This is a genomic window from Intestinirhabdus alba (assembly GCF_009711095.1).
In the GTDB taxonomy this organism is placed as follows: Bacteria; Pseudomonadota; Gammaproteobacteria; order Enterobacterales; family Enterobacteriaceae; genus Intestinirhabdus; species Intestinirhabdus alba.
This window is the reverse complement of the sequence record NZ_WMJZ01000028.1, coordinates 24,999-43,945: the sequence shown is the minus strand read 5'-3', so window position 1 is coordinate 43,945 and position 18,947 is coordinate 24,999. Positions and strand designations below refer to the sequence as shown.

The window sequence follows — 18,947 nt, the reverse complement described above, 5'->3', positions numbered from 1 at the left end:
TTGTTGTTTTTAACTTACAGTCAGAGTTTGCCCATACACCTGCGCCACATACCTTCCACGCCCATCACCATGCCCCAAATCCATAGCCACCATCGCCAGTGCTTCTTTCCTGCTGAACCCCTGCGCCAGATAGTGACGAATGGCATCCTGCGCCCACGCATAACGGAGGGAATGCGGAGAATATGCGCCAGTCAGACCAATACGCGCCGTCTGGTTGTGCCAGTAGTCCATCGCGCTTTTCAGATCCGGCTTGTCGATCAGCCGGTCATTACGGCTTTCTGCAATAGCCAGTGCATTATCCAGCGCTTTTTTGACTGCGCCAGTATCCAGAATCACCGTTTCGCGGGGCCGTCCGCCTTTGGTGCCGAAAACCACGGTTAGGCGTGTGTCGCCACATTCAATGACCTGTTTCCACGTTTTCAGCGACTGCACGCTTTGTACCGCTTCCTGTGAACGTAAGCCCATCAGTCGTGCCAGTTCCAGCGCCGCAGCCAATCCCGGATCTTTTACACGGGCCATTTCCAGCACATGGCGGTAATGATCTGGCGTAATAGCCTGTCGCGTACCATTGCGCGATGCACCAGATAAACCCAGCGATTTATTCGTCAGCCGCTCATGCTCCGCCACCTGCTTACGTCCGGCCTGTTGCAACACCGCACGCAGTGAAGCCATTTCATTTTGTAGCGTGCGTTTGCCAATCCCTTGCGCCAGCCTTTCATGAATGTAGCTTTCAATGTGGCGAACCTTAATCTGTGTCACCCTCTGGATCTGGACGTTCAGCGCCCGTAAATGACGGTCGAAACGCTGCACGATATGGATACGATCGTTCACCGTTTTATGGCTGCCGCCGCAGTGTTTCGCCAGCGCCTTCATTTCACCACCTAACTTACCCATATACTCCCCCCTTAATTTTGAGAACACAAACAGTCTCCGGCGTATGCTTTTTGGCTGCGCCAGAACGATACCTTCACACCGGAGTGGCAGTTTGTTGAGGTATAGGGAGTTTCAGACTGTACGCGGTACAGGCTGCCTGCGTGAGCAGGAGTTCTCCGGGGCATCATGCCCCCCTCGGTATCGATCTTTTTCTCCTTTTTCTTGCTGACAGCGGCCCCAAAAGGCGTGTCAGATTTGGGAATGAGCGCCGGAACTCCGAAAACAGGGGCATGGCGCGGTGTGGTGGTTGTGCGTCACTTTGTCGCTCTGCCGACGAAAGTGACGCACTGGTCGGGTGCAGTGTGCGAAAGATCGTAGATTCTGGTGCAGGTTTACGGTCACGCGGCAGCAAAGCCTTGCGGCAATGCAGGCCGCAGCCCGTAAAATAAAAGGCGCTGATGTAGCAGTAGGTGCAGGGTTTACCGGATCGTTTCCGGCGCAGTGCAACATTGACCAGAGATCTGGCGCAGATAAAAAGCGCTGATAATCAGCAGGCACAGACGAGCCGGGAAATCGTGAGACTTCCGGTCGGATGGAAACATAGCCAGTGAACTGGCGCAGTGAAAGGATGTAGCGTGTATAACTCTCAACCTCTGCCGCAGTATCTGCGGCCCGGCATTTTTGCAGAGGCCCTGCCGGTAAAACGGATCAACCATCTCCTGACAAGGCAGGCGCTTCTTTCAGGTCATGAAGCATTGGCGCTGTCGAAGACAGCATAAGGCAAGGGGGAGATTACAACCGTTTTACGCGATTGAAAAGGGGAAACCTTTTTTCTGGAAATTGAGTTGTTTGTGGATTTTTTTGTCATTTCATGAATGAAAACTGACGCGCTTCGCTTGTCTTCTCCCGATCTTCCGCCAGCAGAGCTGGCGGAAGATCGGGAGAGCCGGTTTAGCTCTGGCGATATTCTGACTTACGATAGCGGGATGGCCAGATCTGTTCAGGCGCAACGCCTAACGCTTCGGCGATCAGCCTTTCACCTTTAGGCCAGCGGCGGTTAAGGGCATTGGTCAGCGTGGAAGAGGCCAGCCCGGCCCTACGCGATACCGCAGCCAGAGACGTTCCTTTCTTCCGTAACCCGGCGATGATGTCCGCCGGGTGCCAGTCGTCTTTATCCATCGGTTTCTCCCTGTCTGTCATCCTGAACGAAAGCGCCGATCTGCTTCCGACCTTTGTTTATCTATCTTTAGTAATCCTAAAGATAATGAATCTTAAGGAATGCTAAAGATGGTGTCAACGTAAGTATTAACAAGACACGTAATATGATCCCTGAACGACTGAAAGCCGCAAGGTTACGGGCCAACCTTACCCAGGAGCAGTTGGGCGTCCGCGCAGGCATTGCCGAAGACACTGCCTATTCAAGACTCTCTCAGTATGAAAGTGGAACGCATAAACCCACATTTAAAATGGTTTGTGCTTTCGCCCGTGTGCTAAACGTTCCTGAATGCTATTTCTACACGGTGGATGACAGCTTCGCCGAAGCGCTATTAAAGCTGTATGACGGTGAAGTTGTTCAGTGGAATATGAAAGCAGGGAATTGCTCTTAATACAAAAAGTATACAGGCGTTTGTTCGTCTTTATGAACTCTAAAGAAAAATATTCTTGAGGAATGCTAAAGATTACCGTTATTAATTCAAACTGATGGTAATTATCGATGATCCCCAAACGCTTAAAAGAAGCCCGGCAGCGGGCGAAGCTCACGCAGGAAAAGTTGGGGGTACTGGCCGGAATAGAAGAGGCAACAGCTTACTCTCGCCTCTCACACTATGAGAACGGCACCCATAAGCCGACTTTTGATCTTGTTTGCGAATTTGCCAGAGTGCTCAACGTACCGGAGTGCTATTTCTATACGGTCGATGATGATTTTGCTGAAGCGGTACTGGATCTCTATTCCCGATGGGAAAGTAAATCCTGAATTTATGATTTTGCCCCTGAACAGGGGCAAAGGGCTGGCTTTCCGTTAATAACGGAAAATTAAAGCGCTGTGTTTTTATTACGATACGTTTTTCAGAGGCGCGGCGTACTGATAAGGGGAAATATACCTGTCGATATTCGCATCAAGATAATCCGCCCACCACTGCATCATCGCGATCCGCTCTTCCAGATACTCGGCCTTATGAATATAGGCCGCACGCACGCTGTTTCTTTCCTGATGGCTCATTTGCTTTTCAATGGCTTCTTTACTCCACAGCCCTGACTCACTCAGCGCACTACACGCCATTGCCCGGAAGCCGTGACCGCAGATGTCTTTTTTGGTGTCGTAGCCCATCACGCGTAACGCTTTGTTAATGGTATTGTCGCTCATACATTTATCCTGATCGTATTCGCCGGGGAAGATAAACGTCAGATGACCAGAGAGCGCTTCAATTTGCTTTAAGACAGCAATAGCCTGATCGGACAGCGGAACGATGTGCTGTGTTTTCATTTTTGTACCGCGATGAGAAAATTTGACGTTCTCGATCTGCTCCCGTTCTTCCGGGATTACCCATAACTTCTGCTGCCAGTCGATTTCACTCCAGCGGGCAAAGCGCAGTTCGCTGGAGCGCACGAAAAACAGCAGCGATAATTTAAGGGCATAGCGTGTCAGCAGCCTGCCGGGGTAGCTATCCGTCCGGGATAACAGTTCAGGCAGCTTCTCAAGGGGCAGGGCCGGGTAATGCTGCGTCTCCGGCGGTGTGAACTCGCCGTCCAGATCCAGCGCCGGGTTTGATTTGATTAACTGTTTTTTCACCGCATAGCGCATGATCTCGGTGACGTAATTTTTCAGCCGGGCGGTGATCTCCAGAAAGCCTTTGCTTTCCACCTTGCGCAAGGTAAACAGCAAATCTTCCGTGACGATCTGGTTGATGAATTTGTCCCCGATATCCGGGAAAACATACATTTCCAGCCTGCGCTGGATAGTCGCGGCATAATGCGCAGACCAGCGCCGGTGATCGGCGTGCCAGTTCATGGCGATCTGGCGGAAGGTATGCCCGTTTTTCTTTTTTTGCTGGGCGATCTTCTTATCCGCGGCAGGGTCGGCCCCTTCACGGACTCTGGCGCGTGCGGCATCGCGTAGCTGACGCGCCTTAAACAGAGTGACATCCGGGTAGGGGCCAAAGGCCAGCTTTTTCTCTTTGCCGTCGATGCGGTACTTCATGTACCAGAGCTTTGAGCCGTTGGGTTTGATCAGCAGGTAGAGTCCTGAACTGTCAGTAAGCTTGTAGGATTTATCGGTGGGTTTGATCTTGCGGATAGCGGTATCGGTTAATGCCATCGGTGGGGGCTCCATTTTCTCAACGAACCGTGAGGCCCCCGATTAAGCCCCCAAAAACTATGGATGTCAAGAAACCCGGCAATCCCTATTGGGACAACCGGGTAAAGATAAGTTCTTGTTTTTTAAACGTCCTGAGACTCATAGAGACATCTAAAGACTAAAATTTGGCTCCTCTGACTGGACTCGAACCAGTGACATACGGATTAACAGTCCGCCGTTCTACCGACTGAACTACAGAGGAATCGTGTGAACGGGGCGCATAATAACGGTGCCCGTCGCCCTTGTCAAAGCCTGAATGCGCTCTGACGATCGTTTGCCGACAAATTCAGCAGCGCGGCGAACTTTCCGTCGTCAGGCGGCCGGATCCGCCCCATTCTGGGGCGTTTCTGCCTGCCGTGGGGCAGGCGCGGCGGCGGTTAACAGCGCCGGACGGCCAGCAGGAGGGGGAGGCAACGATCCGTCCGGATACCCGGCATCTGTTTGAGGCTAACACCGTCTGGCCCGGAATGAAGCGCGGGTAGCTCCAGCGCAACTATGTGTGGCGGTTATTGCATTGTACAACGCCGGGCTTTCGATAGGCGTCGGTGGTAATGGTCGGGGATTACCAGATTAGCTTCGCTTTTCCCTCGCTGGATGGCCACGCGCGGTCATCAGCAGTGCAAACAGAGGGCGGGAAGCCGTTCAGGCGTTAAGATTGCCGTGCCGGATGAGCGCCAGAAACTGGCGTCAGAAAGGCTATCGCGTAATAAGCTGCAGCCCGGGATAACGTTCCAACCACCGCTTTGCGGTGACACGCTGCCGGAAAACAGGCCATTTGTCCTCCCCAAACAGAGGCGTCGGGCGCAAACGTAGTTCAAACAGATCCTCAAGCCCATAGGGCGCAATAACCTCGACAGAGTGCGTATCTCCCAGACGGACCGCCACAGCGGTGGCGGTTTCGGGCCAGTATCGCAGGGCGTTTTCCGTAGAGAGATAGGGTGCGTGTCCGTTACGCTGATGCATTCTGGCCTGATTCTTCACTGACCAGTCAAACGCCGGATGCTGTTGGCTAAGCCTCTCTTCCAGATCGTTGTCGCAGGCCGGGTTCCCGCGCTCAGAGTCGTACCAGACCACGTCAACATCGCCAGTAATGGCTCTTTGCCCGTAGCCGTGCAGGCGATCCCATACCGCGTCCCGTACAAACCCGGCACCGATCCAGCCGTCGCTGAACGTTAATGCCCGAAGGGCCTTAAGGGCCTCCATCCTTAGCGGATCGTCTGACAGAAATTTCTGCAGCGTCTGCTGATATTTCATGATTTCTCCAGGGGAATTTGTCTGGTACGCGAAATAGTAACAGCTCGCCTGCTGGCTGGATACTGACGGTATTCTCTCCTTAAATCCTCTCCGTTTTGAATCTGATTCCGAATTACTTTGCGACCATTCGCTTACGCTGGCGCAACTTCTAACGGGACGAGCGTTGCCGCCGAAAATGGAACGAACGCTGACCGGATTAATGTGTGAACTGGTCTGGTACTTTGCTGCCGAACTCACAGCCCCGCACCGCCGACGGCGTGAAGTTTATCGACGAGGTGGCCGCATGATGCAACCGGACTGGCACCCCGCTGACATTATCGCCGGGCTGAAAAAACGTGGCACTTCACTGTCAGCTTTTTCGCGTCAGGCGGGAGAGCGAGAGAACGTCAGGGATGTGCGATAACTCAGCATTTAATCAAATCAACGGGAAAAGTTTTTCAGGTAAAAACAGTTTTCTCTTTCTGCACCGGCAACATTCTCATTATCTTCTCTCTGCAACGAACGGCCCTCCGGGCTGCCATTACGCTTCATGACCTGCAAGAAGCGGCCTGATTTCAGGCTGGTCGTTCCGTTACCGACAATACCTTTGAAAATATCGGATTGCGTTGCAGCTAAGGTCACTCTTCACCAATACCTGAACTGGTTTTTCGGTACAGGTCGTAAAACGGTGAATGCCTTGCATGTTATTCACTGAAACACCCGAATGCGCCTTCAACTTTGCAGTAGCAACGCATGAATCCCTCATTCCAATGCTTTACCATCACCTTTATCGCTTTACCGCTATATAGCTTATAACCTATATTTATCGGGAGGTCCCAGGTGGACGATTAAAACAACAGATACGTTTGGTCGCTGGTTTTCCTCGCTCAATGATACCGAGCGGGCCAGCGTGCTTGCTGCACTGTTGGTCCTGCGGGAAAAGGGGCCGGGGTTGTCCAGACCATCAGATACTCCCGCTACAGCAACATGAAAGAGCTGCGTATTCAGAGCCGGGTCGATCCGATACGGGCGTTTTTCGCCTTTGATCCGACCCGTACCGGTGTTGTGCTTTGTGCCGGAAATGAAAGACGTTTTTACGATGAGATGCTCCCTGTTGCTGACCGGGAATTCACGAACTGGCTGAACACATTAAAAGAGAAGGAGTAGCGCGATGGGCAGAACGCTGGAACAGCTTATTGCGGATGAAAAACCTGAAGTCGTGGCCGAAGCTCAGGTGATGGCCACGGACATCCTGCTCAACATTCACCTTGCCGAACTGCGTGAGAAGGTGCAGAAAACGCAGGTCGAAATGGCGCAGACACTGGGTATCAGGCAACCTACCGTCGCAGGAATGGAAAAACCCGGGCGCGACCTGAAGCTTTCCACGCTCAAACGCTACGTTGAAGCGACCGGCGGTAAGCTACGCCTTGATGTTGAACTACCTGATGGATCTCACTACGGATTTGAACTGTAAACACTGACGCGCCCTGAGCCGGAGCGCCCCTTTTACCTACCAGGCGCGTGCAGTGCCCGGATTGACAGGCAGATACAGACCCTGAGAATCGATCAGTTTAAAGGGTTTATCAGAAGGCCTGATACTGCGGATTTTCGCGTCGGACAGGGACATATGGTGGTCACTCCATTAGCGAACTGAAATGATCCCAAAACAGACCACCAGGTTTTTCCGATGCGGAGAGATAAACAGCTATGCCTTAGGAAGGGTTTCTGCGCTAACTCTTTGAATCAAATATTGAGACATGCTGAGACGCACAGAAACAAGAATTTGGCTCCTCTGACTGGACTCGAACCAGTGACATACGGATTAACAGTCCGCCGTTCTACCGACTGAACTACAGAGGAATTGTGAGAACGAAGCGCATGTTACTGACCTCGTTCCGGCGTGTCAATATTAAAATTAATATACTATTTCAACTGGTTAATTAATCCCCAGAGGCGAAATTTAATGAACCGGCGTCTGATGTTCCTCGTCGCGGTCATCGCGCAGACGCCGCAGCGGGTCCTGGCGATAAAACTGGCAGAAACGCTGCCATAGCGCCGGAAAACGCGGTGCGAACAGCTCGGGCGCGCTGAAAAAATATTCTGACAGCACCGCGAAGCACTCCGCCGGATCGCTTGCGGCGTAGGCGTCAATGCTGGTGGCGGTCTCGCCGACCAGGTCGATTTCATCCTGAATATTATTCATCGCCGCATGTAAATCGTGTTCCCAACTGGTGACCTCGCGCAGCGGGATCGGCGGAATGCCGCTGGCGCGGTCGCCGTTGCGCATGTCCAGCTTGTGGGCGACTTCATGAACGATCAGATTGAAGCCGGAGGCGTCGAAGGAGTCCTGGATATCCAGCCAGTTTAAAATAATCGGCCCCTGCTGCCAGCTTTGCCCTGACTGAACTACGCGCTGATTGTGTACCAGGCCAATGTCGTCTTCCCATTCGTCATCGACCACGAAGGGGGCAGGATAGATCAGCACTTCGTGAAAGCCGTCCAGCCACTCAATGCCCAGCTCCAGCACCGGCAGGCAAAAGAGCAGCGCAATGCGCGCGCTGCTCAGCGCAGTCAACTCAAAGCCCTGAAGCGCAACCAGCCTTTTTTGCCGCAAAAAACGTTCCGCCAGCGCGGTTAGCCTGTCTTGCTCCTGGGCGGATAAGGTAACCAGAAGGGGGATGGACAGCGCCTCCTCCCACGGCCAGGCTTCTTTTTGTGCGGTACTGTCAGTTTTCCAGGGCCACTTTATCATCGTTTTGCTCGCAAACTCGCCACTTGAACAAAATTACGGGGTCGGGGTCTGTTAAAATGCCAAATAACCTGGCATCATGGCAACCATCAAAACGGAGAGATGCCGGAGCGGCTGAACGGACCGGTCTCGAAAACCGGAGTAGGGGCAACTCTACCGGGGGTTCAAATCCCCCTCTCTCCGCCAACCATTTAGCAAACTTAATCAGTTATCAACAATTCTTGATTTTGCCCTGCATAAATCCCGACATTAAAGCTTCTCTTTCTCATTTCTGACGCTGACATTTTTACCATGTTGCTCTCCGCCGGGCATCCACTTTTAATCTGCCAGCTTCACACTCTTCGCAACAACTTAGTCGATCGTGTTACACATAGCGAACCGCGTGCGGGATGAGCACTAAAGATGTGAAGCCGGGCAGGGGATGGAAGCGCTTTACGGCTTCGCTGAATGCCAGTGGTATAGCCGCCCGCTAAGCGCGTTCAGGCCGGGCGGTATCCCTGCTGAATATACTGGTGTGATGGATCGGATGAGCTGAAAAGCTAAAAGTTTTTTTTGCTCAGGCCAAACGGGCAGGCGGCAACCATGCATTGCTGTGGATAGTCACAATAGTCAGGCTTAATTTCTGCGTTGCCGGGACAATGATTATTATCGTTCAGCGTTTGCCATAAATGGCGATTAAATCTGGTTACGTTATAAACAGTAATAGGATGCAATTTTTTATTGATCAGCACGCCGCGATCAGAAGGCTCAATTACGCTTCCCGGCGGCAAAAATATATCTGCCTGATACCAAAGAGTTAGGGTGAGATTTTTTATATTGCATATGCACGAAAAAGAAACTCCGGTCGAGGGGCTGATAAGTGTGTCCACTACCTTCCATTCCATCATTGCTACCTTACTCATAAGCGGCCAGGGAAAAGTTAAATTACGTTGGATACTAGTAAGTTTAGAAGAAAAATCTCATTTTATAACCTATTGATAAAGATCGGTTTTTTAATCTTTTTCATTATTGTTGTTAATTTTTAATGGATTATGGTTTTACTTAAGATGTTATGGTTACATTTTGTAACATATTTAATGCTGTCAGGGGAAGCCCAATCTGTCCGCACAATTGTCCTCACCGTAATTATTCGGTTAAGTGCTTTTTAAGCGTGGCTAAATAATATTTTTCCCGAAGGGTGGAATGAAGTAGTGCAAATATTCTGTGCAACGCGCGTAGATATTTTAGAAAAACGGTGCTTATCGTTGTCGGGTATTCCCTAAGGCGAGCCGCCGCCGGAGACCGTCGGCCGCGAATAAATTTAAGGATGAAAAAGTGAAGGGGCAAAGAGGAAACAGGCCTGAAGCTTTTGTACATCCCGCCTTTTTACTCCGTCGCTAACGATAAGATGAAGCGGCAGATTCACTGGTTATATCTGGTGTTTATATAATGATATATACAACGCGATAAGCCAGGGCAAATGCATAACCGGTGAAGGATAATTTTCTATACTTGCCCAATAGTATGTATTTACCCTGACGCCTGCTTTCTTCAGAGTTGAGATCAGGTGATGCCTGAAGAGAGTGGCTGTGCCAATAACGGCTGGTGGGCCAGCCTCTAAGTCGGGGGGATTATTTTGCGACGTCGGGCAGCCCCTGCTGACGCTGCGAAATCGCTATCGCCACGGATCGCGCCTGCGGAATGGAATAACGCTGGCGGTATAAAAGAAAACGGCCCGCCGCTGGCGGGCCGGAAAGCGCGCTATTGCATCAGAACTGATAAACCATGCCGATGCCGACTACGTCATCGGTAGAAATACCGACGGCTTTGTAGAAGCTATCGTCTTCATCAAGCAGGTTGATTTTATAATCGATGTAGGTGGAAAAGTTTTTATTGAAGTAGTAGTAAGTCCCAACGGAGACATATTTCACCAGATCCTGGCTGTCATACCGGTTATACCAGGAGGGCAGATTGGCCGCTAAATCGCGCCCCCTTGACTGCACGTAGCCCAGGGACGGGCGCAGACCGAAATCGAACTGATACTGGGCGGTCACCTCAAGGTTGCGGGTTTTATTGGCGTAATAGCTTTCGCTGTCGCCGAAGGGGGTCATATTGCGGGTTTCGGCATACATGGCCGCCAGGTAGAAATCATTGGCGTCATACTTCAGACCGACGGTCCAGACTTCCGCATTCTCACCGCCGGCGATGGTGCCGTACTGCTGCTTGTTGGTGCGATCCGATGCGGCGAAGGCGGCACCGGCGCTGAGACCCATACCAAAATCATAGGTGGCGGACATACCGAAGCCGTCGCCGTTCTGCTTTTTCAGACCGTGGCCGTTATTGGTTCCTTCCTGACCAAACAGGCTGTCAGAGTCTTCATTGGTTCCCTGGTATTGCAGGGCGATGTTCAGACCCTCTACCAGACCGAAGAAATCACCGCTACGCCATGTCGCCACGCCGCTGGCACGCTGAACCATAAAGTTGTCGGTACGGGTGTAGCTGTCGCCGCCGAAAACGGGCAGCATATCGGTCCAGGACTCCACGTCGTACACCACGCCGTAGTTGCGGCCGTAGTCAAACGAGCCGTAGTTGCCAAACTTCAGGCCGGCGAAGGCCAAACGTGTTTTGTTGCCTTTGGTTCCGTTTGCTTCGCTGTTGTTGCCTTTAAACTCATATTCCCACTGGCCGTACCCTGTGAGCAGGTCGCCGATCTGGGTTTCACCTTTAAACCCTAACCGGGTGAAGGTGGCGTCACCATCGTCGCCGGCGTTGTCGGAAAAGAGATGGCGTGCGTCAACTTTACCGTAAAGATCCAGCTTATTACCGTTCTTGTTGTAGATCTCCGCCGCATTTGCCGCACCGGCAACGAATAATGCCGGAATAAGTATGGCCAGTACTTTTCTTTTCATTATGAATTCCCTTGTAATAATAAATTTTATGAATAATTGAAGCTATCCTGAAAGGCTCAACCGGATAGTATTGTATCGGGTTTAATTTATTTTGAGAAAATATGTAACAAATATATTTAAAATATTTCAAATTGTTTCAATGAGGATTTTTATAATTTAATCTGTATGTATATACAAGACGTATTCATGGTTTTTATTTAATTTTATCAATGAGTTGCTGGTTTTGATTGGCGTTGTTTATAGTTTGTTAATACGCCGGCAATAAGCGGATAAAATAACAAAAAGCCTGGTTTGACGGGCTTGAATACCGGCGGTGGGCGGGCGAAAAATAGCAGCCAAAAGGTAAAGTCCACAGAGAGTCCGGTCGGTGAAAAAATAGTAATGAAGCCGGGGTAACGATGCTTTTCAGAAATAAGCGCAGCCGTTTCTCCGACTTTTTAATTAATAAAATATAAAAATAAGTTAAAATTGCCCGGGATCAATTACCGCTCTGAAAGGGTGGAAAACCGTTCAGGGGAGTAACATTGGGCGCTAAAATGTGATTGTAATCACAAAAGTAATGCAATATTGTTATTTCCGTTTCATTGTAGATCTGGAGCGATGTTTTACCCGTATGGAAGAAAAAGCGAGCCGCAGCATGGGCGGCAAACTGGCGCTATGGGTATTTTATGCCTTTTGTGGCTACTTTTTGTGGGCAATGGCGCGCTATGTGCTGGCCATTAGCCGGGGCGAAACGGAAGGGGTGCAGGTCAGCGGTCTGGCCGTGGAGTTTGGGGCGAACGTCGGCATATGGCCTGATGCGCTGCTGGATTTTCTGGTCTCGGGGCTGGTTGGTCTGATTCTCGGCGGCATCGCCTGGTACACGCGGCCGCGCGGCGAGCGGGTATGATATCGCGGAACCGGCCCGGGGCGGGCAAACGAGGATGAAGGCGCGCGGGAAAATTGCTAAGGTAGCCCTCTTTCACATAGCGGAGGCGACATGGCATTACGGGACTGGCAGGCGCAGTTCGAAACATGGCTGCGGAATAACCACCGGCAGCCCGACGCGGCCCATGATATTTTTCACTGTCGTCGGGTCTGGAGTACCGCCCGACGGCTCTCCGACGATGAACACATCGACTGGCTGACGATCCTCGCCGCCTGCTACTTTCATGATATTGTCAGCCTGCCGAAAAACCATCCGCAGCGCCATTGTTCTTCAGCGCTGGCGGCGCAGGAGGCCTGCCGGATCCTGTCAAACCATTTTCCCGCCTTCCCGCAGGCGCGGTTGCCGGCGGTAGGCCATGCGATAGAAGCGCATAGCTTTAGCGGGCAAATTTCACCGACCACCCTCGAAGCGAAGATCGTCCAGGACGCCGATCGACTGGAGGCGCTGGGGGCGATTGGCCTGGCGCGCGTGTTCGCCGTCTCCGGCGCGCTGGGCACGGCGCTGTTCGATGCCGACGATCCCTTCGCCCGGCGGCGGCCGCTTAACGACAAACGGTTTGCCCTCGACCATTTTCAGACCAAGCTCCTGACGCTGCCGCAAACGATGCAAACCGGGCGGGGAAAAGCGCTGGCGCAGCATAACGCCCGCTTTCTGGTCACCTGGATGGCGAAACTTAGCGCGGAACTGAACGGCGACTATGTTTCGCTGGACAGCGCGGTGCTGGAGGCGTTCGGGCAGGGGGCGTAGAGAGCGTCGCGGAAACGTACTTGCCGCCAATTTATGTTAACCTTTCGCTTTTCACTTTTTTGGCCGGTAGAACCTATGCAGGAAGAACTTTCAGTAACAGGCTTGCAGAGTCTGACAGCAGACAACGCTCCGCCAGTGGTTCAGGCAACCCTGGAAAAACTGCTAGAAATTTATGATGTTAAAACGCTGGTAGCCCAGCTTAACGGCGTGGGAGAGCATCACTGGAGCCCGGCCATCCTGAAGCGGGCGGTGACCACCGCTACCGCATGGCGGCGGTTAAGCAAGAACGAGCTGGCGCATCTGCAAAGTCTGCTGCCCGTCCCCCCGGCGCATCATCCCCATTATGCCTTTCGCTTTATCGATCTTTTCGCCGGTATTGGCGGGATCCGGCGCGGATTTGAAGCCATCGGCGGCCAGTGCGTTTTCACCAGCGAATGGAATAAACATGCGGTGCGCACCTATAAGGCTAACTACTACTGCGATCCGGCGGAACACCGTTTTAATGAGGATATTCGCGATATCACGCTCAGCCACCGGGCGGGGATCGACGACCAGCAGGCGGCCGAACATATTCGCCAGCACGTGCCGCAGCATGACGTGCTGCTGGCCGGCTTTCCCTGCCAGCCCTTCTCGCTGGCGGGCGTTTCCAAGAAAAACGCCCTCGGCCGCGCCCACGGTTTTGCCTGCGATACCCAGGGGACGCTGTTTTTCGACGTGGTGCGGATCCTTGACGCGCGCCGCCCGCCGATTTTCGTGCTGGAAAACGTCAAAAACCTCAAGAGCCACGACGGCGGCAAAACGTTTCGCATCATTATGGAAACTCTGGACGAGCTGGGCTACGACGTGGCGGACGCCGCCGATAACGGCCCGGACGATCCGAAAATCATCGACGGCCGCCACTTTTTACCCCAGCATCGGGAGCGCATCGTGCTGGTGGGATTTCGCCGCGATCTCAACCTGAAAACCGACTTTACGCTGCGCGATATCGCCAGCCTCTGCCCCGCGCGTCGGGCTACCCTCGCCGAGCTGCTGGAGCCGGCGGTAGAGGCCAAATACGTGCTGACGCCGGTGCTGTGGAAGTATCTCTATCGCTATGCCCAGAAGCATCAGGCCCGGGGCAACGGTTTCGGCTACGGCATGGTTTACCCGGACAATCCGCACTGCGTGACGCGCACGCTGTCGGCACGCTACTACAAAGATGGTGCGGAAATCCTCATCGATCGCGGCTGGGATATGGCGCTTGGCGAGCAGAACTTCGACGATCCGCAGAACCAGCAGCACCGGCCGCGCAGGCTGACCCCGCGAGAGTGCGCGCGGCTGATGGGCTTTGAGTCGCCGCAGGAGTACCGCTTCCGCATTCCGGTATCGGATACCCAGGCCTACCGCCAGTTCGGTAACTCCGTGGTGGTGCCCGTTTTTGCGGCGGTGGCCCGGCTGCTGGCGTCCCGTATCCGTCTGGCCGTCGCGCTGCGTCAACAAGAGAGCCAGCATGGCGGACGTTCACGATAAGGCGACGCGCAGTAAAAACATGCGCGCTATCGCCACCCGCGATACGGCGATCGAAAAGCGCCTCGCCGCCGCGCTGGCCGAGCGGGGATTTACCTTCCGCTGCCAGGAGGCTGGGCTCCCCGGCCGGCCTGATTTCGTTGTCGACGAGTATCGCTGCGCAATCTTCGCCCACGGCTGCTTCTGGCATCGTCACGACTGCTATCTGTTTAAGATACCGGCGACGCGCACGGAATTCTGGCTGGAAAAAATAGGCAAGAACGTCGCGCGGGACCGCCGGGATCTTGAACGCCTGCAGCGTCTTGGCTGGCGGGTGCTCATCGTCTGGGAGTGCGCCCTGCGCGGGCGGGAGAAGCTCAGCGACGTGGCGCTGGGCGAGCGGCTTGAGGAGTGGATCTGCGGCGGCGGCGGGCAGGCGCAGATCGACACCCAGGGCATTCATCTACTGTGACGTTTTTTCGTCCCGACGGGAACCACCTGCGCCCGGGCCGGAAACAGATATTTCCCCAGCGTGACCAGCACCACGGCGAAAACAATCGTCGCCAGCGACAGCCATTCGATAAGCGTCAGCCGTTCGCCCCCCAGCCCGGTTCCCAGCAGTACCGCCACCACCGGATTGACGTAGGCGTAGCTGGTGGCCAGCGCCGGGCTGACGTTGCGAATCAGATACATATAGGCATTGATGGCGATGATGGAGCCGAACAGCGCCAGATAGCCAACGGCGAGGAAGCCGGCAAGCGGGGGCACGGCGGTAAGCCGCTCTCCGCAGAGCAGCGAGGCGCACAGCAGCACAATGCCCGCCGCCAGCATCTCAATCGCCCCCGCCATCATGCCCGACGGCAGGGTGATACGCGAGCCGTAGACGGAGCCGAAGGCCCAGCTGATGGAGCCTATCATAATCAGTACCGCCCCCCACGGATTGCCGCTCAGGCTGCCGCCGCTGTTCAGCATCACGATCCCCGCCAGCCCGATGGCGATCCCCGCCCACTCCAGCCCGCGGGTTTTGATGCCGAAGAAATAGCTGAAGCAGAGGGTAAACAGCGGCACGCTCGCCACCACCACCGCCGCAATGCCGGAGGGCACGTTCTGATGTTCGGCCACGGTAACCATTCCGTTACCTACCGCCAGCAGCAGAATGCCGATCAGCGCGGCGTTCAGCAGCGGGCGCAGGGGAGGGAGGCGATGGCCGCGCAGCAGCAGAAATGCCAGCAGCAGCGAGCCGGCGAAGAAAAAACGCACCCCGGCCAGCATAAACGGCGGCCAGCTTTCGACCCCGATCCTGATAACGAAATAGGTGGAGCCCCAGATGATGTACAGCGCAAACAGCGCGCTGAAAAGCGGTAATAACTGCCTGAAGCGCATAGTTCCTCACGGTGAACGTAACCAGATGCGTAGAGTAAACGCCAAAAGCGGCGACGATGCCAACGCTATATAGGTCCACTCCCGGCCGTTGGTTCCAGCGCTGCGGGTTTTGCTCCATACTTAGGGCTTAACAGGTGGATTAATGAGGGAAGCATTTTGGCAGGAAGTAGCTTACTGACGTTGCTGGATGATATCGCCACGCTGCTGGACGATATTTCGGTTATGGGAAAACTGGCGGCAAAAAAGACGGCCGGCGTGCTGGGCGACGATCTGTCGCTTAACGCCCAGCAGGTCACCGGCGTGCGGGCGAACCGCGAGCTGCCGGTGGTCTGGGGCGTGGCGAAAGGTTCGCTGGTTAACAAGGCGATCCTTGTACCGCTGGCGCTGCTGATCAGCGCCTTTATTCCCTGGGCCATTACGCCGCTGCTGATGCTCGGCGGGGCGTTTCTCTGCTTTGAAGGGGTGGAAAAAGTGCTGCACACCGTGACGGCCCGCCGGCAGAAAGTGGATCCGGCGGAGCGGCAGAAGCGGCTGGAGGCCCTGGCGGCGCAGGACCCGCGCGCTTTTGAAAAAGATAAAATCAAGGGGGCGGTGCGCACCGATTTTATTCTCTCTGCGGAAATTGTCGCCATCACGCTCGGCATTGTCGCCGAAGCGCCGCTGCTTAACCAGGTGGTGATCCTGTTTGGCATTGCGCTGCTGGTGACCGTCGGCGTCTACGGGCTGGTCGGTATTATCGTCAAACTTGATGATATGGGCTACTGGCTGGCGGAGAAAAGCAGCGCGCTGGCCAGAGGGGTCGGTAAGGGCCTGCTGGTAATGGCACCGTGGCTGATGAAGGTGCTCTCGGTGGTCGGCACCCTGGCCATGTTTCTGGTCGGCGGCGGGATCGTGGTACACGGCATTGGCCCGCTGCATCACGGCATCGAGCAGTTTGCCCACCGGCAGGGGGCCATCGCCGGGCTGCTTCTGCCTTCGCTGGTTAACCTGGCGCTGGGATTTGTTATCGGCGCGGTGGTGGTGGCGTTGGTGAAAGGGATCGCCAGAGTACGCGGCGCGGCGCACTAGGCCGGGGGTGTTCAGGTCCGGTGCCGGAAGGCTCGCCGTGCATTCGGCATACCCTGGCCTGAGTGAGTTCCGGCGACGCTCGCCAACGGCTAAGAGGCCCAGTCTGATTATCTTCGCCGCGATTACGCAAAAAGGGGCAATCTCGTCTAAGGTAAAACCGTTTTATACCCGTTATACTTCAGGTTGCATGTGCGTTGGCTTTATTCGGCCCAGGGGCCTCACCCCTTCGGGGCCAGCCCCGGGGCTGTTCAAAACGCGCTGCGTTTTGTCCTGCAACTCGAATTATTTAGGGTATATCTGATAAAGGAGGCCGGTATGCTCTTTTCTGTCGGTGAAGTGGTTACCGTTAAAGCGGGCGGACCACGAACGATCGTCACCGGCTATTCCAGCGGTATGGTGGAGTGTCGCTGGTATGACGGTTTTGGCGTCAGGCGGGAGGCATTCCGCGAAGATGAGCTAGTGCCGTTCGACGAGAAGCGGCAGCAGGAAAGCGCCTGAAAACAAAGCGCCCGGCCCGCGTCGGGCGTTTTGCTAACCCCTCAGGTATCTCAGCAGCGGCCTGCTCGCCTGCGACGGCAACGTGCTATTGTCCTGACGAGGGGGGAAGAGCGGGGCGTTTTTTCCGATCCGCGGAACGAAGGGGCGTGGATTGTAGAATATTTCTGGAAACTTTTTTCGTGCCGCGAAAGCGCGCCCGGAACCATGTCGATTCGCGCAGTGCGCGGGCTGGCGTAGATAAGCGTGGTAAGCATTAATAGCCCTAATCATTTGCAGAAGAAATATTTGCTTGTCAGGCAAAAAAATTGCAGATAAGGTGGTCCGCACATCAGATTTTCTGGTGTAACGAATTTTCAAGTGCTTCTTGCATAAGCAAGTTTAATCCCGCCCCTGCTACAGGGGCGGGATTTTTTTCGCCCGCGTCAGCGGTTGATTTCGGAAACGCTAAAGTCATGAATATCAAGCTCAAACGCTTCAGCCAATTCATGCCATGTATGATACTCGCGGCCGTCGACGCTGACCTTATCCGGATCGTCCGCGCTGCGCTGTACTTTGCCTTCACTGATTTCGTTAATGGCGGCCAGCAGGGCGTCCACATCGACGCTCACTTCACGCCTGGCGGTATCGCTGTACTCTTTTGCGGTCTTCATTTCAGGCTCCTTAATTTCACCGTGGCAGTGATAAGTATAGGGTAGGCTGTGTCCTATACTGGCACAAAATCACAGGAGGAAAGCGATGAAGGTAAACGATCGGGTTACGGTTAAGACGGACGGCGGCCTTCGCCGGCCCGGCGTGGTGCTGGCGGTTGAAGCGTTCAGCGAAGGAACCATGTATCTGGTTGCGCTGGAGGATTACCCGCTCGGCATCTGGTTTTTCAATGAGACGGGCCATCAGGACGGTATTTTTGTCGAGCCGGCGGACCCGGAGCGCGCGGAATAGCCATCAGGGGGAGATTCCCGCCGGAAGTTCGCTGACGATATCGGCCAGCAGGTTGAAAACTTCGCTAAACAGGTGCTCGCAGAACGGCGCGATCAGCGGCATCAGCGCCGCGATCAGCGTCATGCCGATGGTTAAGGTCAGCGGGAAGCCGATAACAAACACCGACAGCTGCGGGGCCATCCGGTTGAGCAGGCCGAGGGCCAGGTTGAGGGTCAGCAGCGTCGCGATCACCGGCAGCGCCAGCATAATGCCGTTGACGAAGATCAGGCTACCGGCCCTGGCGAGCGCCAGAAAAGCGTTGCTGTTAACCGGGCTGCCGCCGATGGGCAGGGTGTAAAACGTGTCGGTCAGCAGCGAGATCAGCCACAGATGGCCGTTGAAGACCAGAAACAGCAGCATCGCCAGCATATCGATAATCCGCGCGAGGACCGGCATGTTCAGATGGCTGCCTGGATCGACGAAGGTGGCGAAAGAAAGCCCCATCTGCAGGCCAATAATCTCCCCGGCGGTGCGTACCGCCGCAAAGGCGAACTGCATGGTAAACCCGAGGGCGATGCCGATCAGGATCTGCTGCAGCGCTACCCACAGGGCGTTAAGGGTAAAGAGCGACTCATTATACGACGGCAGCAGCGGGGCGATGATAATGGTAATAAACAGCCCCAGCCCCAGCTTTACCCGTTTGGGGATTGCGCGCTCGCTGAGGATCGGCGCGGTGGAAACCAGCGCCAGCACCCGCAGCAGCGGCCAGAAGTAAAGGTTCAGCCAGGACATCCATTCAATGCTGGTGAGATGCAGCACGGG

Annotated in this window: 23 protein-coding genes, 3 tRNA genes and 4 pseudogenes; 16 read left to right on the top strand and 14 right to left on the bottom strand. The window is 54.4% G+C overall.

The features are described 5' to 3' along the window. Positions 1-9 precede the first annotated feature (9 nt). On the bottom strand, positions 10-894 hold the full coding sequence (locus tag GJV78_RS17655; RefSeq protein WP_155109576.1) for an integrase domain-containing protein: 885 nt from the start codon (positions 892-894) through the stop codon (positions 10-12). 614 nt (positions 895-1,508) lie between these two features. On the opposite strand from GJV78_RS17655, the gene GJV78_RS17650 reads away from it, so the two are divergent. Continuing rightward, entirely contained in the window at positions 1,509-1,652 is a 144-nt protein-coding gene (locus GJV78_RS17650; RefSeq protein WP_153276710.1) for a hypothetical protein, read from the top strand. A gap of 172 nt (positions 1,653-1,824) precedes the next feature. Here GJV78_RS17650 and GJV78_RS17645 read toward each other — a convergent pair whose 3' ends face one another. Beyond that, positions 1,825-2,052, bottom strand: a complete 228-nt coding sequence (locus GJV78_RS17645) for a helix-turn-helix domain-containing protein (protein ID WP_063809688.1) — start codon at positions 2,050-2,052, stop codon at positions 1,825-1,827. 143 nt (positions 2,053-2,195) lie between these two features. Here GJV78_RS17645 and GJV78_RS17640 point away from each other — a divergent pair, with 143 nt between their 5' ends. Both GJV78_RS17640 and GJV78_RS17635 read left to right on the top strand, forming a co-directional pair. Then, entirely contained in the window at positions 2,196-2,480 is a 285-nt protein-coding gene (locus GJV78_RS17640; RefSeq protein WP_064001135.1) for a helix-turn-helix domain-containing protein, read from the top strand. Between the two features lie 107 nt (positions 2,481-2,587). Continuing rightward, a complete protein-coding gene (locus GJV78_RS17635) occupies positions 2,588-2,848 on the top strand; it encodes a helix-turn-helix domain-containing protein (protein WP_024155018.1) in 261 nt (86 codons plus the stop codon). Between the two features lie 78 nt (positions 2,849-2,926). Here the strand turns inward: GJV78_RS17635 and GJV78_RS17630 are convergent, their stop codons facing one another. Then, entirely contained in the window at positions 2,927-4,189 is a 1,263-nt protein-coding gene (locus tag GJV78_RS17630; protein ID WP_155109575.1) for a tyrosine-type recombinase/integrase, read from the bottom strand. A gap of 165 nt (positions 4,190-4,354) precedes the next feature. Then, positions 4,355-4,430, bottom strand: a tRNA-Asn gene (locus tag GJV78_RS17625). A gap of 40 nt (positions 4,431-4,470) precedes the next feature. Between GJV78_RS17625 and GJV78_RS17620 the strand changes: the two genes are divergently transcribed. Then, positions 4,471-4,710, top strand: coding sequence for a hypothetical protein (locus GJV78_RS17620; protein WP_155109574.1), 240 nt, complete (start codon positions 4,471-4,473; stop codon positions 4,708-4,710). A gap of 214 nt (positions 4,711-4,924) precedes the next feature. Here the strand turns inward: GJV78_RS17620 and GJV78_RS17615 are convergent, their stop codons facing one another. Continuing rightward, positions 4,925-5,482: a nucleotidyltransferase family protein gene (locus GJV78_RS17615; RefSeq protein WP_155109573.1), complete on the bottom strand. Its 558-nt coding sequence runs from the start codon at positions 5,480-5,482 to the stop codon at positions 4,925-4,927. A 94-nt stretch (positions 5,483-5,576) separates the two neighbouring features. Here GJV78_RS17615 and GJV78_RS23695 point away from each other — a divergent pair. Beyond that, positions 5,577-5,769 (top strand): annotated as a pseudogene (locus GJV78_RS23695) (hypothetical protein); the annotation flags it as partial. Then, positions 5,766-5,855 (top strand): annotated as a pseudogene (locus tag GJV78_RS17610) (helix-turn-helix domain-containing protein); the annotation flags it as partial. The pseudogenes GJV78_RS23695 and GJV78_RS17610, both read left to right, overlap by 4 nt. A 47-nt stretch (positions 5,856-5,902) precedes the next feature. On the opposite strand, the gene GJV78_RS17605 reads toward GJV78_RS17610, so the two are convergent. After that, positions 5,903-6,103, bottom strand: coding sequence for a hypothetical protein (locus GJV78_RS17605; protein ID WP_155109572.1), 201 nt, complete (start codon positions 6,101-6,103; stop codon positions 5,903-5,905). Positions 6,104-6,266: 163 nt separating this feature from the next. Between GJV78_RS17605 and GJV78_RS17600 the strand changes: the two are divergent. Next, a pseudogene (locus GJV78_RS17600) lies at positions 6,267-6,628 on the top strand (type II toxin-antitoxin system RelE/ParE family toxin). Positions 6,629-6,632: 4 nt separating this feature from the next. Next, a complete protein-coding gene (locus GJV78_RS17595; RefSeq protein ID WP_155109571.1) occupies positions 6,633-6,935 on the top strand; it encodes a helix-turn-helix domain-containing protein in 303 nt (100 codons plus the stop codon). 39 nt (positions 6,936-6,974) lie between these two features. Here GJV78_RS17595 and GJV78_RS23690 read toward each other — a convergent pair. The 3 genes and pseudogenes from GJV78_RS23690 to mtfA all read right to left on the bottom strand — a co-directional run. Continuing rightward, positions 6,975-7,088 (bottom strand): annotated as a pseudogene (locus GJV78_RS23690) (Arm DNA-binding domain-containing protein); the annotation flags it as partial. Positions 7,089-7,245: 157 nt separating this feature from the next. After that, positions 7,246-7,321, bottom strand: a tRNA-Asn gene (locus tag GJV78_RS17590). A gap of 100 nt (positions 7,322-7,421) precedes the next feature. Further along, on the bottom strand, positions 7,422-8,213 hold the full coding sequence (gene mtfA, locus GJV78_RS17585) for a DgsA anti-repressor MtfA (RefSeq protein WP_155109570.1): 792 nt from the start codon (positions 8,211-8,213) through the stop codon (positions 7,422-7,424). A 93-nt stretch (positions 8,214-8,306) separates the two neighbouring features. Here mtfA and GJV78_RS17580 point away from each other — a divergent pair. Beyond that, positions 8,307-8,396 (top strand) — tRNA-Ser (locus tag GJV78_RS17580). 353 nt (positions 8,397-8,749) lie between these two features. On the opposite strand, the gene iraM is transcribed toward GJV78_RS17580, so the two are convergent. Together iraM and ompC are read right to left on the bottom strand one after the other, a co-directional pair. After that, complete coding sequence (gene iraM, locus GJV78_RS17575) at positions 8,750-9,094, bottom strand: anti-adapter protein IraM (RefSeq protein WP_155109588.1); 345 nt, start codon at positions 9,092-9,094, stop codon at positions 8,750-8,752. A gap of 864 nt (positions 9,095-9,958) precedes the next feature. Continuing rightward, positions 9,959-11,098, bottom strand: coding sequence for a porin OmpC (gene ompC, locus GJV78_RS17570; protein WP_155109569.1), 1,140 nt, complete (start codon positions 11,096-11,098; stop codon positions 9,959-9,961). 613 nt (positions 11,099-11,711) lie between these two features. Between ompC and drpB the strand changes: the two genes are divergently transcribed. The 4 genes from drpB to GJV78_RS17550 all read left to right on the top strand — a co-directional run bounded on the left by drpB (position 11,712) and on the right by GJV78_RS17550 (position 14,730). Next, positions 11,712-11,987, top strand: a complete 276-nt coding sequence (drpB, locus tag GJV78_RS17565; RefSeq protein WP_155109568.1) for a cell division protein DrpB — start codon at positions 11,712-11,714, stop codon at positions 11,985-11,987. Between the two features lie 90 nt (positions 11,988-12,077). Then, complete coding sequence (locus GJV78_RS17560; protein ID WP_155109567.1) at positions 12,078-12,773, top strand: phosphohydrolase; 696 nt, start codon at positions 12,078-12,080, stop codon at positions 12,771-12,773. Positions 12,774-12,848: 75 nt separating this feature from the next. Further along, complete coding sequence (locus GJV78_RS17555) at positions 12,849-14,282, top strand: DNA cytosine methyltransferase (protein WP_155109566.1); 1,434 nt, start codon at positions 12,849-12,851, stop codon at positions 14,280-14,282. Beyond that, the gene (locus tag GJV78_RS17550) at positions 14,263-14,730 is read left to right on the top strand and encodes a very short patch repair endonuclease (protein WP_155109565.1); all 468 of its coding nucleotides are present in this window, start codon (positions 14,263-14,265) and stop codon (positions 14,728-14,730) included. Before GJV78_RS17555 ends, GJV78_RS17550 begins: the two co-directional genes overlap by 20 nt. Here GJV78_RS17550 and yedA read toward each other — a convergent pair. After that, positions 14,718-15,641, bottom strand: a complete 924-nt coding sequence (yedA, locus tag GJV78_RS17545) for a drug/metabolite exporter YedA (protein ID WP_155109564.1) — start codon at positions 15,639-15,641, stop codon at positions 14,718-14,720. The genes GJV78_RS17550 and yedA overlap by 13 nt on opposite strands. A gap of 156 nt (positions 15,642-15,797) precedes the next feature. On the opposite strand from yedA, the gene GJV78_RS17540 reads away from it, so the two are divergent. Together GJV78_RS17540 and GJV78_RS17535 are read left to right on the top strand one after the other, a co-directional pair. Then, on the top strand, positions 15,798-16,709 hold the full coding sequence (locus tag GJV78_RS17540; protein WP_155109563.1) for a DUF808 family protein: 912 nt from the start codon (positions 15,798-15,800) through the stop codon (positions 16,707-16,709). 315 nt (positions 16,710-17,024) lie between these two features. Further along, positions 17,025-17,207 (top strand): YodC family protein, encoded by a 183-nt coding sequence (locus GJV78_RS17535; RefSeq protein WP_155109562.1) that lies wholly within the window; start codon positions 17,025-17,027, stop codon positions 17,205-17,207. Between the two features lie 422 nt (positions 17,208-17,629). On the opposite strand, the gene yodD is transcribed toward GJV78_RS17535, so the two are convergent. Next, on the bottom strand, positions 17,630-17,857 hold the full coding sequence (gene yodD, locus GJV78_RS17530) for a YodD family peroxide/acid resistance protein (protein WP_155109561.1): 228 nt from the start codon (positions 17,855-17,857) through the stop codon (positions 17,630-17,632). An 85-nt stretch (positions 17,858-17,942) separates the two neighbouring features. Between yodD and dsrB the strand changes: the two genes are divergently transcribed. Beyond that, a complete protein-coding gene (gene dsrB, locus GJV78_RS17525; protein ID WP_155109560.1) occupies positions 17,943-18,146 on the top strand; it encodes a protein DsrB in 204 nt (67 codons plus the stop codon). Positions 18,147-18,149: 3 nt separating this feature from the next. Here the strand turns inward: dsrB and fliR are convergent, their stop codons facing one another. After that, positions 18,150-18,944: a flagellar biosynthetic protein FliR gene (fliR, locus tag GJV78_RS17520; RefSeq protein WP_167519626.1), complete on the bottom strand. Its 795-nt coding sequence runs from the start codon at positions 18,942-18,944 to the stop codon at positions 18,150-18,152. Positions 18,945-18,947 lie beyond the last annotated feature (3 nt).

Excerpts from the sequence above, each read along its gene's own strand:
- GJV78_RS17655 (WP_155109576.1), bottom strand. The coding sequence starts at position 894 with ATGGGTAAGTTAGGTGGTGAAATGAAGGCGCTGGCGAAACACTGCGGC.
- GJV78_RS17645 (WP_063809688.1), bottom strand. The coding sequence starts at position 2,052 with ATGGATAAAGACGACTGGCACCCGGCGGACATCATCGCCGGGTTACGG.
- GJV78_RS17640 (WP_064001135.1), top strand. The coding sequence starts at position 2,196 with ATGATCCCTGAACGACTGAAAGCCGCAAGGTTACGGGCCAACCTTACC.
- GJV78_RS17635 (WP_024155018.1), top strand. The coding sequence starts at position 2,588 with ATGATCCCCAAACGCTTAAAAGAAGCCCGGCAGCGGGCGAAGCTCACG.
- GJV78_RS17630 (WP_155109575.1), bottom strand. The coding sequence starts at position 4,189 with ATGGCATTAACCGATACCGCTATCCGCAAGATCAAACCCACCGATAAA.
- GJV78_RS17615 (WP_155109573.1), bottom strand. The coding sequence starts at position 5,482 with ATGAAATATCAGCAGACGCTGCAGAAATTTCTGTCAGACGATCCGCTA.
- GJV78_RS17595 (WP_155109571.1), top strand. The coding sequence starts at position 6,633 with ATGGGCAGAACGCTGGAACAGCTTATTGCGGATGAAAAACCTGAAGTC.
- mtfA (WP_155109570.1), bottom strand. The coding sequence starts at position 8,213 with ATGATAAAGTGGCCCTGGAAAACTGACAGTACCGCACAAAAAGAAGCC.
- iraM (WP_155109588.1), bottom strand. The coding sequence starts at position 9,094 with ATGGAATGGAAGGTAGTGGACACACTTATCAGCCCCTCGACCGGAGTT.
- ompC (WP_155109569.1), bottom strand. The coding sequence starts at position 11,098 with ATGAAAAGAAAAGTACTGGCCATACTTATTCCGGCATTATTCGTTGCC.
- drpB (WP_155109568.1), top strand. The coding sequence starts at position 11,712 with ATGGAAGAAAAAGCGAGCCGCAGCATGGGCGGCAAACTGGCGCTATGG.
- GJV78_RS17560 (WP_155109567.1), top strand. The coding sequence starts at position 12,078 with ATGGCATTACGGGACTGGCAGGCGCAGTTCGAAACATGGCTGCGGAAT.
- GJV78_RS17555 (WP_155109566.1), top strand. The coding sequence starts at position 12,849 with ATGCAGGAAGAACTTTCAGTAACAGGCTTGCAGAGTCTGACAGCAGAC.
- GJV78_RS17550 (WP_155109565.1), top strand. The coding sequence starts at position 14,263 with ATGGCGGACGTTCACGATAAGGCGACGCGCAGTAAAAACATGCGCGCT.
- yedA (WP_155109564.1), bottom strand. The coding sequence starts at position 15,641 with ATGCGCTTCAGGCAGTTATTACCGCTTTTCAGCGCGCTGTTTGCGCTG.
- GJV78_RS17535 (WP_155109562.1), top strand. The coding sequence starts at position 17,025 with ATGCTCTTTTCTGTCGGTGAAGTGGTTACCGTTAAAGCGGGCGGACCA.
- yodD (WP_155109561.1), bottom strand. The coding sequence starts at position 17,857 with ATGAAGACCGCAAAAGAGTACAGCGATACCGCCAGGCGTGAAGTGAGC.
- dsrB (WP_155109560.1), top strand. The coding sequence starts at position 17,943 with ATGAAGGTAAACGATCGGGTTACGGTTAAGACGGACGGCGGCCTTCGC.